Here is a 13,899-nt window from a genome sequence, read left to right on the forward strand (position 1 = left end):
ACCCGAAAGATCAGGCCCGGGCTTGGACCCATCCTTCAGCATGACGCCTCGCGGCCCGATCCGCATCCAGCACCTGGCCCAGGGAGGCCAGGGGCTGGGCGGGAATCCGGGCCAAGGTGTCCCGGTTGCAGGCCTGGATGTCCCAGAACCCCAGCTGGCCTTGGAGGAAAGCGGCCACGGCCACCTCGTTGGCGGCGTTCAGCAGGGCTGGGGCGGTGCCGCCCTCCCGCAGGGCCTCGAAGGCCAGGCCCAGGCAGGGGAAGCGCTCCAGGTCCGGGGCCTCGAAGGTCCAGGTGCGAGCTTCTTCCCAGGGGTACGGGGCCACGGGGCCGGGCTGCTTGTCCGGATAGAGCAGGCAGTACTGGATGGGCAGCTTCATGTCGTTGGCGCAGACCTGGAGCTGGTAGCTGCCGTCGTAGAAGCCCACCATGGCGTGGACCTGGCTCTGGGGATGCACGGTGACCGCGACCTGGTCCGCCGTGAGCCCGAAGAGCACCGAGGCCTCGATGACCTCCAGCCCCTTGTTCATGAGCGTGGCGCTGTCGATGGTGATCTTGGGGCCCATCTTCCAGGTGGGATGGTTGAGGGCCTCCTGGATGGTGGCGGCCTGGATCCGCGCCAGGGGCCAATCACGAAAGGGCCCGCCGCTGGCGGTGATGCGAACCTCGCGGATGGAGGCCCGGTCCCGGCCGTCCAGCAGCTGATGCAGGGCCGCGTGCTCGCTGTCCACCGGCAGCAGCTCGCCGCCGCCGGCGCGGGCCGCCTCGTGCATGAGGGCGCCACCCACCACCAGGGATTCCTTGTTGGCCACGCAGACCCGGCGGCCGGCGCGCAGGGCGGCCTCGGTGCTCGCCAGCCCGGCGCTGCCCACGATGGCGGCCACCACCGTGTCGGCGTCCGCATGGAGGGCGCAGGCCAGGAGGCCGTCATCCCCCCAGTGGACCTCGGGCCGGTAGGCCAGGTTCGCCCGCAGCCACTCCGCATCCTCCCGCGAGCCCACGGACACGCAGCGGGGCCGGAAGGCGTCGCACTGATCCCGCAGCAGCTCCCGGTTCCGCCCGCCCGCCAGGGCCACCACGGATAGCCGCTCCGGATGGGCCCGCACCACGTCCAGGGTGGAGGTGCCGATGCTCCCCGTGGAGCCGAGGAGGGCGAGGTGTCTCACGTCAATTGAACCCGTGGACGAAGTGCACATAGGCGAACAGCACCGGCGCCGCGAACACCAGGCTGTCCACGCGGTCCAGCACGCCGCCGTGGCCGGGGATGCTCACGCCCACGCAGGAATCCTTCACGCCGGCACTGCGCTTCCAGGTGCTCTCCACCAGGTCCCCCAGCTGGCCCACGATGCCCAGCAGGAGGCCCAGGGCCACGGCGTCCACCACGGACCACTCGGAGCAGACCGTGGCCTTCATGAGGAAGGCGCCGAGCAGATTGCCGCCCAGGTTGCCGAGGGCGCCCTCCCAGCTCTTCTTGGGGCTCACCCGGGGCGCGAGCTTGTGCTTGCCGAGGAAGGTGCCCACGAAGTAGGCGGCGCTGTCGCCGAACCAGGTGATGATGAAGAGAGCCAGGATGAGGCGGCTGCCGGTCCTGGGCAGGGTTCCCTGGAGCATGAAGAGCTTCTGCTGGAAGCCCAGGCCGAAGCCCATGTAGAGCGCCCCAAGCCAGGTGATGGCCTGGCTGGGCAGGGCCTCCTCCAGCTTCCGGTCGAAGAAGAGAGCGCCGAAGTGGATCACCAGGCCCCCGGCCGTGAGGACCAGCCAGAGCGGCAGGGGATCCTGGCCGCCCGTGGCCAGGAAGAAATGGGCGAGGACGCCCCAGCCCAGCAGGGTTCCCGCGGCCAGGGAGGGGTTGAAGCCCCGCACCCGGGCCATGAGGGTCATCTCGCGGACGCCCCCGAGGATGGCGAGGGCCATGACGGCCAGGTAGGTCCAGGGGGCCCAGGGCTGGTCGCCGAACCAGAGGAGGCTGAAGAAGAAGAGCCCGAAGACCAGGGCCGTGGTGATGCGCACGGTCATGTTCTTCGTGTCGACCTTGGGCGTGGTCCGTTCCATCAGATCCCCCCGAAGCGCCGTTCGCGCTGGGCGTAGTCCTCGAGCGCTTCCTTCAGCTCCGCGGGGCCGAAGTCCGGCCACAGGAGGTCGGTCATGTAGAGTTCGGCGTAGGCGGACTGCCAGAGCAGGAAATTCGAGATGCGGTGCTCGCCGCTGGTGCGGATGAGCAGGTCCACGTCCGGCACGCCGGCGGTCCAGAGGCGGGCGCCCAGGGCGGCCTCGTCCACCTGCTCGGGCCGGAGGCCATCCTCCACGCAACGCCGGGCGGCTTGGGCCAATTCCAGGCGGGACCCGTAGTTCACGGCCAGGTGGAAGGTCATGCCCGGATTCCCCGCCGTGGCCTTCTCCAGGGCCCGCATGTCCGCCTGGATGCCGCCGGGCATCCCCTCGAGGGCGCCCAGGTGGTGGAAGCGGATGCCCTTGCGGGCCAGCTGGTGGACGAACATGCGCAGGTACATGCGCAGGAGGGCCATGAGGGCGGCCACCTCCTGGGGAGGGCGCTTCCAGTTCTCCGTGGAGAAGGCGTAGAGGCTCAGGTGCCGGATGCCCGCGTCCGAGGCGGCCTCCAGGATGCGCTCCACCGCCTGCACCCCGGCCTTGTGCCCCTTGATGCGGGGCCACCCCCGTTGCGCCGCCCAACGGCCGTTGCCGTCCATGATGATCGCGACGTGGGTCGGGATGCTCATCGCGTGCCTAGAGGCCAGTCCGGCCGGCTGGTGCCGCGTGGGTGGCCTCGCGCATCCCCAGCGGGGATGCCGAGATGATCACGGCGACATGGGTCGGGACGGTCATCGCGCCGGAAACCTCGGAAAGGTGAAAAAGGTCATGCTATCACGGGGCCTGCCGTAAAGCTGGGGAGCGGCTTGTCTTCCGAAGGCCCGTGTTAGGCTTGACTCCACTTTTTCCCTGGCGAACCCATGGTTCAGTTCAATACCCGTGCCAATGAGATCCTGCTCAAGCTGGTCTACTACGGGCCGGGCCTCTCGGGCAAGACGACCAACCTGCAGTCCCTGCACGCCATGTGTTCGGACCGGCAGCGCGGCGAGCTCTTTTCCGTCAACACCCAGGAAGACCGGACCCTCTTCTTCGACCTGCTGCCCATCAACCTGGGCTATGTCTACGGCAACTCCATCCACCTGCAGATCTACACCGTGCCGGGCCAGGTGCAGTACGACGCCAGCCGGCGGGTGGTGCTGGGCGGGGCGGACGGCGTGGTCTTCGTGGCCGATTCCAGCGAAGCCAAGATGCAGGACAACGTGGACTCGCTGTCGAACCTGTACCACAACCTCAATGCCAACCGCTTGAACATCAAGCAGATCCCCTTCGTCCTTCAGTACAACAAGCGGGATCTGCCGGACGCCCTGGCCGTGGGCGTCATGAACCGCCGCCTGAACTTCCGGAACGTCCCCTACTTCGAATCCGTGGCCAACCGGGGCCCCGGGGTGCTGGACACCTTCCTGGCCATCACCCGGGAGACGGTGGACTACACCTTCCGCAAGTACCACCTGGACAAGAAGATCAAGGATTTCGACGGGATGCTCGCCCTCATCGAGTCCAACGTGCGCTCGACCCTGCGGGAGCTCCCGCCCCCACCGGAACCGACCGGGGCGGAAGCCGGAACGGAACCCGCGCCGGTGGCGGATGTGACGGTCCTGAAGCATGGCAACGTGACCGTGGCCGACCTCCAGCCCGGCCGGGCGGCGGATCCCCAGGAGCTGCTGGAGAGCGCCCTCCAGTCGAACATGGAGACGGCCCGGCTCTATTCCGAGCTGAAGCAGGCCAAGGAATCCCTGGAAAAGAAGAACGAGGAGATGGCCCAGCTCAACGCCCAGCTGGAGCGCGTGAACCAGGACAACCAGAAGACCCGGAAGTACCTGGAAGGCCTCATCCAAAACATGGGCGAGGCCCTGGTGTCCTTCTCCGCCGACGGGAAGATCCTCACCTGGAACGCCGCCGCCGAGCGCATCTTCGGCTATTCCCGGCCGGAGATCGTGGGCCACAGCATCTGCAAGCTGGCCCCCGGAGGGGAGCGGGGCGACCTGGACCAGGTCATCCAGCAGGTGAGCCGGGGCCAGGTGGTCCGCGACGTCGACACGGTCCGGGTCCGGAAGGCGGGGCAGACCTTCCCCGCCAGCATCACCTACGCTCCGGTGCGGGGCGCCGATGACCGCGTCCTTGCGGTATCGGCCCTGGTGCGGGACACGAGCGAGACCCAGGCCCTGGAGACGCAGCTGGTCCGTTCCCAGAAGCACGAGGCCCTGGGGCGGCTGGTCCCGGCCCTCTTCCACGAGGCCTCGAACCGCCTCACCCCCGTGCTGCTGGAGGCCCGCCTCATCTCCGAGTCCGCCCTGGATCCCCACCAGGCGGATCAGGCCGCGCGGCTGGTGAAAGCCGTGGACTCGGTGCAGAGCCTGCTGGATCCCCTCCAGACGGTGCTGAACCCGCCCTCCCCCGCCCGGGTCCGGACCCAGCTCAACCAGGTCATCCAGGAGGCGGTGGACCTCGTGGAATTGAAGGCCCGGCGCATGGAGGTCGACCTGGACCTGAGCCTGGATCCCGCCCTTCCCGAAGCGCCCCTGGATCCGGTCCTCATGCGCCAGGCCCTGACGAACCTGATGCTGAACGGCCTCCAGGCCCTGGCCGCCAGTCCGGTCAAGCGCCTGCGCGTGGCCACCCGCGCGGTGGACGGCCACATCCAGGTGGTGGTCCAGGATTCGGGCACGCCGCTGCCCGAGGCCGAGCTTCCGGACCTGTTCGATCCCGCCTCGGCCTCGACCCCGGAGGCCCTGGGCCTGCCGGTGGCCCACCTCATCGCCCGCCAGCACGGCGGGCAGCTCACGGTGCGGAGCCAAGCCGGCCTAGGGAACGCCTTCCTGATGGAGCTGCCCCTCGCGGGGCCCGCGGACCCGGCGACGACGCCCGCGGCCGGAGCCACGGGACTCCAGGGACGCCGCGCCCTGGTGGTGGACGACGAGGCCTTCCTGCTGGAGTGCCTGGTGGACGCCCTCCAGGTCTGGGGCTTGGAGGTCACTCCGGCCGGGCGGGGCGATGAGGCGGTCGAGCGCCTCAAGGCCGCGACCTTCGATCTGATCGTCTCCGACATCCGCATGCCGGGCCTGTCGGGCGTGGACCTCTTCGAGTGGCTGCGGACCCAGCAGCCGGCCCTGACCCGCCGCATCCTCTACACCACCGGCGATTCCTTCGACGCGAGGACCCGAGACTTCCTGGAGACGAACCAGGTGCCCCACCTGGGTAAGCCTTTCGATCTAAAACAATTGAAACGAAGCCTGGAGCAATTGCTAGAGACTCCGATCGAGGCGTGAGCCCCCCCGCTGCGGCATAATGGGGACTCTCATCGCACCCTCAACGAGGAGCCTCCTATGCAGCGCCGCTGGGTCTTGGCAGTCATCGTGGGTTCGGGCCTCCTGGCCCAGACGCCCCAACCCGTCCCCCCTCCTGCGCCCGCCCCTGCCCCGGCCCCCGCGCCGGCTCCGGCGCCAGCCCCTGCGCCAGCTCCCGCGCCGACCCAGGTACTCGAGCCCAAGCCCGAGCCCAAGCCTGCTGAGGTGAAGGCCGAGGCCCCGGCCGCACCCCAAGCCGAAGCGAAGGCCGAAGCAAAACCCGAAGCGAAGCCCTTCGACCAGCTCCGCCCCAGCCAGCGGAAGCTGGCCTACACCCTGCAGCGCGCCGCCCTCTCCGCCCACGAGCTGGGCTACTACCGGAGCCACCCCAAGGCCGTCGAGGTCCGCGACGCCCTCGGCGCCCTCGTGGCCGTGAAGTCCATCCTCCCGGAGAAGGCCTCGGCCGCCATTCCGGCCGTCGAGACGTACCTGGCCAAGGTGCGCGCCCAGCACGGGCTCTATGACGCCGACGGGAAGAAGCTCCTCCTCGAGACCACCTGGAAAGACCTGCAGGTCGCCGCCCGGGCCGCCGCGAAGGCCGACGCCAAGGGGCTGGAGCCGCGCCTCGCCAAGCTGCGGGGCCTCATGCTCGATCCGAAGGTGGACGCCGCCGCCCCGGCCTGGACGGCGCCCGAGCCGCCGGCCAAGGGCAAGAAGGCCAAGGCCGCCAAGGGGCCCAAGGCGCCCGAGGGCTTCGCCAACCAGAAGGCCATCACGGCCCTGTGGGTGAAGCGGGCCCAGGCCTGGATCGACAACACCCGCCAGGAGGTGGACGTCAAGGGCGAGAAGAAGATGCGCAGCGTGCCCGATCCCGCGCAGACCAAGGCCCTGAACGCCCTGCTGATTTGGCTGGAGAACGAGGATCTCGACCTGCTGCGCGATCCCGGCTTCGGCTGGCTGGACCTGCGCCGCCTCGGCGCCACGCCCGGCGCCGCCCTGCTGGCCCACGCCGATGCGATCTCCACCTCCAAGGCCCCCGAGGGCCCGGCGGGCGAGCTGACCCTGCTGCCGACCCTCGAGCCCGTGATGGCCGAGAGCAAGTTCAGCAAGGGCGACGAGAAGCGCCAGGTGCTCTCCGACGTGAAGCAGGGCGCTCCCGCCGCGGACCTTGCGGCGCAGATGGCCGCCTTCGAAAAGTTGGGTCGCAGCCGGGAAATCGAGGTCAAGTAGGCCGGAAGCCGGCCGCAGAAAAAGGGGGGGGCGCCGAGGCGCCCCCTCCTTTCTGCATGAACCAGGATCGCGAAAGCCGAACCGCTCAGAATCGGAATGTCATCCCGATCTGGATGGCGTTGGCCTTCGGGTCCCAGGCCGTCTGGTTCGCGTAGCTGCTCCCGACGTACCGCAGTTCGGCTCCCAGGGTGGCATTGAAGGTGTACCCAAGCCCGGCCGAGTACCCGAAGCGGGTCGAGGTCTGGGACGCCGACGTTGCAGGGAAGGAGCCGATGGCGGGGATCGTGGTGTCCACGCGCCAGCGGTGGAGGCCGAGCCCGGCGGTCAGGTAAAGGCCATCCGGCTTCCCGGCCGGGAAGTACAGGTAGTCCGCGCCCAGGCTGAGATCGTTCGCCTTGGTCTTGAATCCGTTGACCGTGCCTTCGGGGTAGAACACGGCATCGAGCCTCGGCCTGATCACGTGGCCCGCGCCCAGGTCGAAGGTGACGTGCGCGCCGAGGCCGGCACCGGGCTTGTTGTCGACCGCCGTCTTCAGGTCGCCGGTCGGAACGTTCGCGTGGAGCTGAAGGCCGAAGCGCGGCTCCTCGGCCCGGGCCTGGACCGCCCCGAAGGCGAGGGCCACGGCCAGCGCGATGGACAAACGAGGACAAACGGGCATGAAGCCTCCGGATGGCATCCATTGAGGATGTGTGGGTAAAAGACACCCATTGAATGAAGCCATCGCGCTCGAAGTTTCAAGCGATCGAATCAGCCGGGCCGATTCACTCCTCGCCCTTCCGTTGCTTCCCTTCCGGATCGAACTGGTAGCCCACGCTGCGGATGGTGTGCACCCACCGGGGATGGTGAGGATCCAGCTCCATCACGCGCCGGATGCGGACGATGAAGTTGTCCACGGTGCGGCTGGTGGGGTAGGCGTCCTCCCCCCAGACCTTGTCCAGGATGTCCGTGCGGCTCACCACCTGGCCGGGCCGCTCCATGAGCAGGCGGAGGATCATGCACTCCTTCATGCCGAGCTGGAAGGGGCCGTTGGGCCCCTCGCCGCAGTAGTTGTCGAAGTCCACCCAGTGGGTGCCGAAGGCCTGGCGGCTGCTCATCTCGCGGTTCCGGTACCAGGCCTCCCGGCGGAGGATGGCCCGGACCCGCAGCAGCAGCTCCTTCACCTGGAAAGGCTTGCCCAGGTAGTCGTCGGCGCCGGTCTCGAAGCCGTGCACGCGATCGTCGTCGGTATTCTTGGCCGTGAGGAAGAGGATGGGCGTGAAGTTCTTCGCCTCGCGCACCTTCTGGCAGATGGTGAAGCCGTCCATGCCCGGCAGCATCACGTCCAGGATCACGAGGTCGTAGGCCTCGGCCAGGATCTGCTTCAGGGCCTGGTCGCCGCGGGGGATCCAGGTGCAGGCGAGGCCCTCCAACTCGAGGTTCAGCTTGATGCCCTCGGCGAGGCTGAGCTCATCTTCCACCAGCAGGATCTTGGGCTCGGGCATGGCAAACTCCAGCAACTCGTTGATCCTACTAGAATAGGGGCCTGGAGCGCCCATGGACCCGTATCTCAGCATCGTCATCCCCATCTACAACGAGGAGGAGAACATCCCCACGCTGTGGGCGCGCCTGTCCAAGGTGATGGCGGAGTCCTTCACGGACTCCTCGAAACCCTGGGAGGTCATCTTCACGGATGACGGCAGCCGGGACCGCAGCCTGGTCCTGCTGGTGGCCATCGCCAAGGAGGAACCCCGCGTGAAGGTCGTGGAGTTCAACCGGAACTACGGCCAGCACAGCGCCATCTTCGGCGCCTTCGCCGAGGTCATGGGCCGCATCGTCGTCACCCTGGACGCGGATCTCCAGAACCCGCCCGAGGAGATCCCCAAGCTGGTGGCCAAGGTGGAGGAGGGCTACGACGTGGTGGGTGGCTGGCGCCAGGGCCGTCAGGAGAACGACAGCTTCTTCCGCACCATGCCCAGCAAGATCGTCAACGCCGTCACCCGCAAGACCACGGGCGTGAAGCTCCACGACTACGGCTGCATGCTGCGGGCCTACAGCCGCGAAGTGGTGGACGCCATGCTGCTCTGCAAGGAGCGCTCGAGCTTCATCCCCGCGCTGGCCAACAGCTTCGCCAAGCGCATCACCGAGGTGCCCGTGGCCCACGCCGAGCGCGCCGCCGGCGAGAGCAAGTACGGCCTCTGGAAGCTCATCAACCTCCAGTTCGACCTGCTCACCAGCTTCAGCCTGATCCCCCTCCAGGCCCTCAGCGTGTTCGGCGTCGTCACGGCGGGCTTCGGCTTCATCCTCTTCCTGGGCCTGGTGGTCTACCGCTTCCTGCACCCCGAAGGCACGGCCCAGGGCGTGTTCACGCTGTTCGCCATCCTCTTCTTCTTCGTGGGCTGCCAGTTCATCGCCTTCGGCCTGCTGGGCGAGTACATCGGCCGCATCTACCAGGAAGTGCGCGACCGGCCCCGCTACATGGTGAAGAAGGTCCACCAGGCGCAGTAGGCCGCGGGCCCGATCTATCCCGGAGGCCTACCCGGCCGGGAACACCACCGTGACGACCAGGCCGGAACCCGTGGCGGGATCCGACAGCCGCACCTCGGCGCCCAGGGCGCGGGCCACTTCCTGGACGATGGACAGGCCCAAGCCGCACCCGGGCGTGTCGTCGCTGCCGATCCGGCAGAACCGCTCGAACACCCGGGTGCGGTCGGCGGAGGGGATGCCGGGCCCGTTGTCCTCGATGGCCAGGACCGGACGCCCCTCGACCCGCCGGAGCGAAAGCGTGACCCGCCCGCCCGGGGGCGTGTAGCGGAGGGCGTTGTCCACGAGGTTGGCCACGAGCTCGTGGAGCATGGTGGACGAGGCGGGTAGGTCCACGCGTCCCTCGGGGCGGTCGAAGCCCAGATCGATGCGGCGGGACTGGGCCAGGGTCGCCTGCTCCTCGAGCACCCGCTGGGCCAGCTCCGCCAGGTCCACCACCTCGCCGGGCCGGCGGGCCAGGGCCCCGGCCTCGGCCCGGGACAGGGCGAGCAGCTGGTTCACGAGGCGCGTCCCCTGGCGGACGCCTTCGGACATGGCCCCGAGGGTTTCGTCCTTGACGGCCGGATCCGGGCTGCGGAGGCCGTAGTTGGCCTGGGTCTGGAGCACGGCGAAGGGGGTGCGGAGCTGGTGCGAGGCGTTGGCGATGAAGCGGCTGCGGACCGCCATCTGGGCGTCCAGGCGCTGGATGTAGCCGTTGAGGGATTCCACCAGGGGCCGGAGCTCATGGGGCATGGGTCCGGCCTGGATGGGTTCCAGCGAGCCCGGCGTGCGCCGTCCCACCTCGTCCCGGAGGCGGAGGATGTCCTTCAGGCCCCAGCGCAGGGCGAACCAGACCAGGAGGCCGGCGAGGGCCAGCGTCCACAGGTCCTGCCGCAGGGTGGTGGTCCAGAGCTTCCGCGCCAGCTGGTCGTGGTCCTGGAGGGTCTGGGCCACTTCGATGATCACCGGGCCCTCGGCGGGAGCCGCGAAGACGGGCTGGGCGTATGCCACTACGCGCACCGGCTCGCCCCGGACTTCCGTCTGGAAGTACACCGACTCCTCGGGGCGGGGTGCCTCCACCGGGGGCGGCAGCTCCGCGTAACCCGAGAGGAGCACGCCCTTGGGCGAGGCGATGCGGTAGTACACCCGGTCCTGGGCCCTGGACTGGAACAGCTCCAGGGCCGCCGGGGGGATGGCCACGTCCAGGAGGCCATCCTCGAACTGGATCTGCTGTGCGATGATGCGGGCCGATCCGAGCAGCAGGCGGTCCTGCACCATGTCGGCCGTATGCCGAGCCTCCCGCCGGGCCAGGGCGAGGTTCGTGAGCGCGAGGGCGCCCAGGGGCACCAGCAGCCACAGCAGCAGGCGGGCCCGGAGGCTGAGGGTGGACTCAGAGGTCATATCAACACCCCACGAGGCCGCGCGATGCCCGCCGGCCCTCGCCCGGAGGGATGAAGCCAGGCTGGCGCCCCGCGGTGTCAGGGCCCTTGAACGATGTCCCGCATCGCCCTGCGGGCCCTTCCTTGCGGTGCATCCAGCCTGGCTTCATCTCGGCCTCGTCGGGTGTTGATATGACCTCTTAGGCTTCATGGCGGGGCTTCAGGAGGTAGCCGAGGCCCCGGAGCGTCACGATCACCGCATCGCCCGGCTCGAGCTTCCGGCGGAGCCGGTGGACGTAGATCTCGATGGCGTCCGGGTTCACGTCCTGGTCCAGGGAGTACAGGCTCTCGGCGAGGGCCTTCTTGCTCACGGTCCGGCCGGCCTTCATCATCAGCCCCTCCAGCACGGCGTGCTCCCGGGGCGTCAGGGCCAGGGGCGCGCCCGACAGGGTGAACTCGCGGCGGTTGCTGTCGTAGACCAGGGAGCCGCAGGCGAACACTGGGTTCTTCTGCTGGTGGACGCGCCGGAGCAGGGCCCGGATGCGAGCTTCCAGCTCATGCACCTCGAAGGGCTTGACCATGTAGTCGTCGGCGCCGAAATCGAGGCCCTCCACCCGGTCCCGGGTGGCGTCGAAGGCCGTGAGGATCAGCACCGGCACGGCATTGCGCCGGCTCCGCAGGCGCTTGAGGATCTCCCGGCCGTCCAATCCCGGAAGGGCCAGGTCCAGGATCACCAGGTCGTAGGCCTCCGTGCGGAGGAGGCCGTCCGCCTCCAGGCCATCGTGGGCGCACTCCACCGTGTACTTGTCCGCCCTCAGGGTCCGGGCCAGCCACTCGGAGAGGGCGCGGTTGTCCTCGACCAGCAGGAGTTTCATGGGCGGCGGATTCCGGGAGGGGTCACTTGACGGCGTTCACGAATTCCAGCGTATAGGTGCTGGCGAGGTCCACGGCCTTCCCCTGGAGGGAGCGCTCCGTGTGGGTCAGGATGCGCAGGACGTTGGCGGGGCCGTTGGCGGGCATCCGTCCGTCCGGGATGAAGATGGGCTTGGTGCGCGCCAGGGCCCGGATGTAGATGGCCTTGTCCTGTCCGTAGTAGTCCGCGGGGACATGGGCGGCGATCTCGGCCGCCGTGTGGCCCTGGATGTAGCGGAGGGCCTTCACCAGCGCGTTGACGAGCTTCTGCACCTCGGCCTTGTGGCGGTTCACCCAGGCCGTCTGCATGTAGAGGCAGGAGGCCGGGTAGGGGCCGCCCAGGGCCCGGGCCGTATCCTCCGGGGTGCGGAGGTCCACCAGCACCCGCGCCTTGCCGGTGGCGAGCAGCCGCGAGGCCGTGGGCTCCGTAGTCATTCCGGCCCCGATGGTTCCGCTGCTCATGGCTTCGATGAAGGAATCGCCGGTGCCCACGGGCTTGAAGGTCACCTGGTTCAGCCGCAGCCCCGCCGACAGGGCGAGGTAGCGGGAGAGGAACTGGGTGGACGATCCGAGTCCGGTGACGCCGAGGGTCTGCCCGCCGAGGTCGGCCATGGTGCGCACCTTGGGCAACCGGGAGGACACCAGCTCCACTTCACCGGGGGCCTGCGAGAACTGGACCACCGAGACCACGGCCTTGCCCTGGGTCTGCATGTAGACGGTGTGATCGTAGAAGCCGACCACGCCCTGAGCCCCGCCCACAAGGAGCATGTCCACCCCGCGGACGCCCGCCCATTCGCTGCGGACCTCCACCTCCAGCCCCTCCTGCTCGAAGTAGCCCAGCTGCTGGGCCAGCTTCACGGGAAGGTAGATGATCTTCTCGATGCCGCCCACCATCAGGACGATGCGCTCGGCGGCGCGGCCGGGCCAGGCGGCTCCCGCCAGCAGGACAGCGGCAAGCGCGAGGGACCTGGGCGTGCACGTCATGGCGGCTCCGGATCGGATTCGGGGGTCTTCCAGGATGATCGCACCGGCGCGCGCCGAACGCGCCGCGTGACCGTACGCACATCCGGGGGCACTGAAAGCTGGCTGAAAGGTTGGCCTCCTAGATTCCCAGTGATCCACCCCGTTTCGCCCCGATCCCTCTCCCGGGAGGCGGCCTCCGGCTGTCCATCCCTTCTGATCCCGCGGTACCCATCCCCCACACCAAGGAGTTCCCATGCATCTCCGCACCCTGGCCTGCCTCGCCGCGGCCGCCCTCCTCCCGGCCCAGGAGGTCGACGTCAAGGCCGAGCTGGCCAAGCAGAACGCGCGCATCGCCGAGCTGGAGCAGAAGCTGGCGTCCAAGCCGGAAGCCAAACCAGAAGCCAAGGCCGAGGCCTTCAAGTTCCCCGCGGAACTGACGCCCTACATCCTCATCGACGCCACCCTGGGTTCCAAGACCAACGCCACCGCCGACGGGCGAACCAAGGTGGACTTCATGGAGTCCTGGTTCAGCGGCAGCCGCTGGGGCCTGAAGGGCGCCATCAAGACCAACGTCGACGGCCTCAGCGTGATCTACAAGCTGGAGAGCGAGTACTTTCTCTATGACGGCGAGCAGGGCAAGGCCAACACCCTGTTCAACCGCGACGCCTGGCTGGGCCTCAAGAGCAAGGAGCTGGGCCAGATCACCTTCGGCCGCCAGAACACCCTGGCCCGGGACTTCGCCGTGATCTACGGCGACCCCTTCGCCCATGCCGAGGTGAACTACGACGAGGGCGGCTGGACCAACAACAACAACTTCAAGTCCCTGGTCTACTACGCCGGGGCCGTGAGCGTGGGCTCCCCCACGGGCGGGCCGGCCCAGACCCGCATCGACAAGGGCGTGGTGTGGAAGAAGGTCACCGACGGCGGGTTCGCCATGGGCGCGGCCTACAACCTGAACTACGAGCCGAACACCACCACCAAGAATTCCACCGCCTCCATGGCCCTGGGCTACAACGCCAAGGCCTTCCACCTGGCCGGCTTCTACACCCAGGCCAACAACAACGGCTTCACGCAGAAGTCCGCCTCCCTGGGCGGGAACGTGAAGCCCCTCCCGTGGCTGCGCCTGAACGCCGGCTACTTCCATTACACCGCCGAGCAGGGCCTGAACCACCCGGACCGCAAGGACGCCGCCTTCACCGTGTCCGCCTCCATCCAGACCGATCCAAAGTGGAGCTACTACCTGGGCTTCCAGTCCATGAAGGCCGACGACGCCGGCTTGGGCGCGGCCACGGGCGCCTGGCAGAACCCCTTCGCCGACACGGCCAACAAGGCCTTCTTCGTGTCGGGCCGACGGGACACCACCTACGGCGCCGTGCGGCGCCACCTCAGCAAGAAGATGGAAGCCTACGTGGTCTTCGACTACCTGAAGCTGCACGACGCATTCCGGCTCTCGGCCACCAATCCCCACGACTCCCAGACCGAGTTCGCCATCGGCATGCGCATCCGCGCCCTGTAAGCCGAATT

The 13,899-nt window shown here is 68.6% G+C and carries 12 protein-coding genes; 4 read left to right on the plus strand and 8 right to left on the minus strand.

What is annotated here, in order from left to right:
• Positions 1-10 precede the first annotated feature (10 nt).
• From dxr to uppS, 3 genes are read right to left on the minus strand one after another with little or no spacing between them, the layout of a single operon-like run.
• Entirely contained in the window at positions 11-1,165 is a 1,155-nt protein-coding gene (gene dxr / locus MLE64_RS14125; RefSeq protein WP_243318636.1) for a 1-deoxy-D-xylulose-5-phosphate reductoisomerase, read from the minus strand.
• 1 nt (position 1,166) lies between these two features.
• A complete protein-coding gene (locus tag MLE64_RS14130; protein ID WP_243318639.1) occupies positions 1,167-2,051 on the minus strand; it encodes a phosphatidate cytidylyltransferase in 885 nt (294 codons plus the stop codon).
• A complete protein-coding gene (gene uppS / locus MLE64_RS14135) occupies positions 2,051-2,737 on the minus strand; it encodes a polyprenyl diphosphate synthase (RefSeq protein ID WP_243318641.1) in 687 nt (228 codons plus the stop codon). The genes MLE64_RS14130 and uppS overlap by 1 nt, the downstream gene beginning before the upstream one ends.
• 231 nt (positions 2,738-2,968) lie before the next feature.
• Between uppS and MLE64_RS14140 the strand changes: the two genes are divergently transcribed.
• On the plus strand, positions 2,969-5,374 hold the full coding sequence (locus MLE64_RS14140; protein ID WP_243318643.1) for a PAS domain S-box protein: 2,406 nt from the start codon (positions 2,969-2,971) through the stop codon (positions 5,372-5,374).
• A gap of 57 nt (positions 5,375-5,431) precedes the next feature.
• Positions 5,432-6,622 (plus strand): hypothetical protein, encoded by a 1,191-nt coding sequence (locus MLE64_RS14145; protein WP_243318645.1) that lies wholly within the window; start codon positions 5,432-5,434, stop codon positions 6,620-6,622.
• Between the two features lie 85 nt (positions 6,623-6,707).
• Here MLE64_RS14145 and MLE64_RS14150 read toward each other — a convergent pair whose 3' ends face one another.
• Positions 6,708-7,280, minus strand: coding sequence for an outer membrane beta-barrel protein (locus tag MLE64_RS14150; RefSeq protein ID WP_243318646.1), 573 nt, complete (start codon positions 7,278-7,280; stop codon positions 6,708-6,710).
• Between the two features lie 103 nt (positions 7,281-7,383).
• Positions 7,384-8,103 (minus strand): response regulator transcription factor, encoded by a 720-nt coding sequence (locus MLE64_RS14155; protein WP_243318648.1) that lies wholly within the window; start codon positions 8,101-8,103, stop codon positions 7,384-7,386.
• A 52-nt stretch (positions 8,104-8,155) separates the two neighbouring features.
• Between MLE64_RS14155 and MLE64_RS14160 the strand changes: the two genes are divergently transcribed.
• The gene (locus MLE64_RS14160) at positions 8,156-9,106 is read left to right on the plus strand and encodes a glycosyltransferase (protein WP_243318651.1); all 951 of its coding nucleotides are present in this window, start codon (positions 8,156-8,158) and stop codon (positions 9,104-9,106) included.
• 27 nt (positions 9,107-9,133) lie between these two features.
• Here the strand turns inward: MLE64_RS14160 and MLE64_RS14165 are convergent, their stop codons facing one another.
• The 3 genes from MLE64_RS14165 to MLE64_RS14175 form a co-directional block, all read right to left on the minus strand.
• Complete coding sequence (locus tag MLE64_RS14165; protein ID WP_243318653.1) at positions 9,134-10,522, minus strand: sensor histidine kinase; 1,389 nt, start codon at positions 10,520-10,522, stop codon at positions 9,134-9,136.
• 178 nt (positions 10,523-10,700) lie between these two features.
• Positions 10,701-11,375, minus strand: coding sequence for a response regulator (locus MLE64_RS14170; RefSeq protein ID WP_243318655.1), 675 nt, complete (start codon positions 11,373-11,375; stop codon positions 10,701-10,703).
• Positions 11,376-11,397: 22 nt separating this feature from the next.
• Positions 11,398-12,396 (minus strand): ABC transporter substrate-binding protein, encoded by a 999-nt coding sequence (locus tag MLE64_RS14175; RefSeq protein WP_243318657.1) that lies wholly within the window; start codon positions 12,394-12,396, stop codon positions 11,398-11,400.
• A gap of 232 nt (positions 12,397-12,628) precedes the next feature.
• Here MLE64_RS14175 and MLE64_RS14180 point away from each other — a divergent pair, with 232 nt between their 5' ends.
• Positions 12,629-13,891, plus strand: a complete 1,263-nt coding sequence (locus MLE64_RS14180) for a porin (protein ID WP_243318659.1) — start codon at positions 12,629-12,631, stop codon at positions 13,889-13,891.
• Positions 13,892-13,899: the final 8 nt, after the last annotated feature.

Source organism: Geothrix paludis (genome assembly GCF_022808815.1).
Lineage (GTDB): Bacteria > Acidobacteriota > Holophagae > Holophagales > Holophagaceae > Geothrix > Geothrix paludis.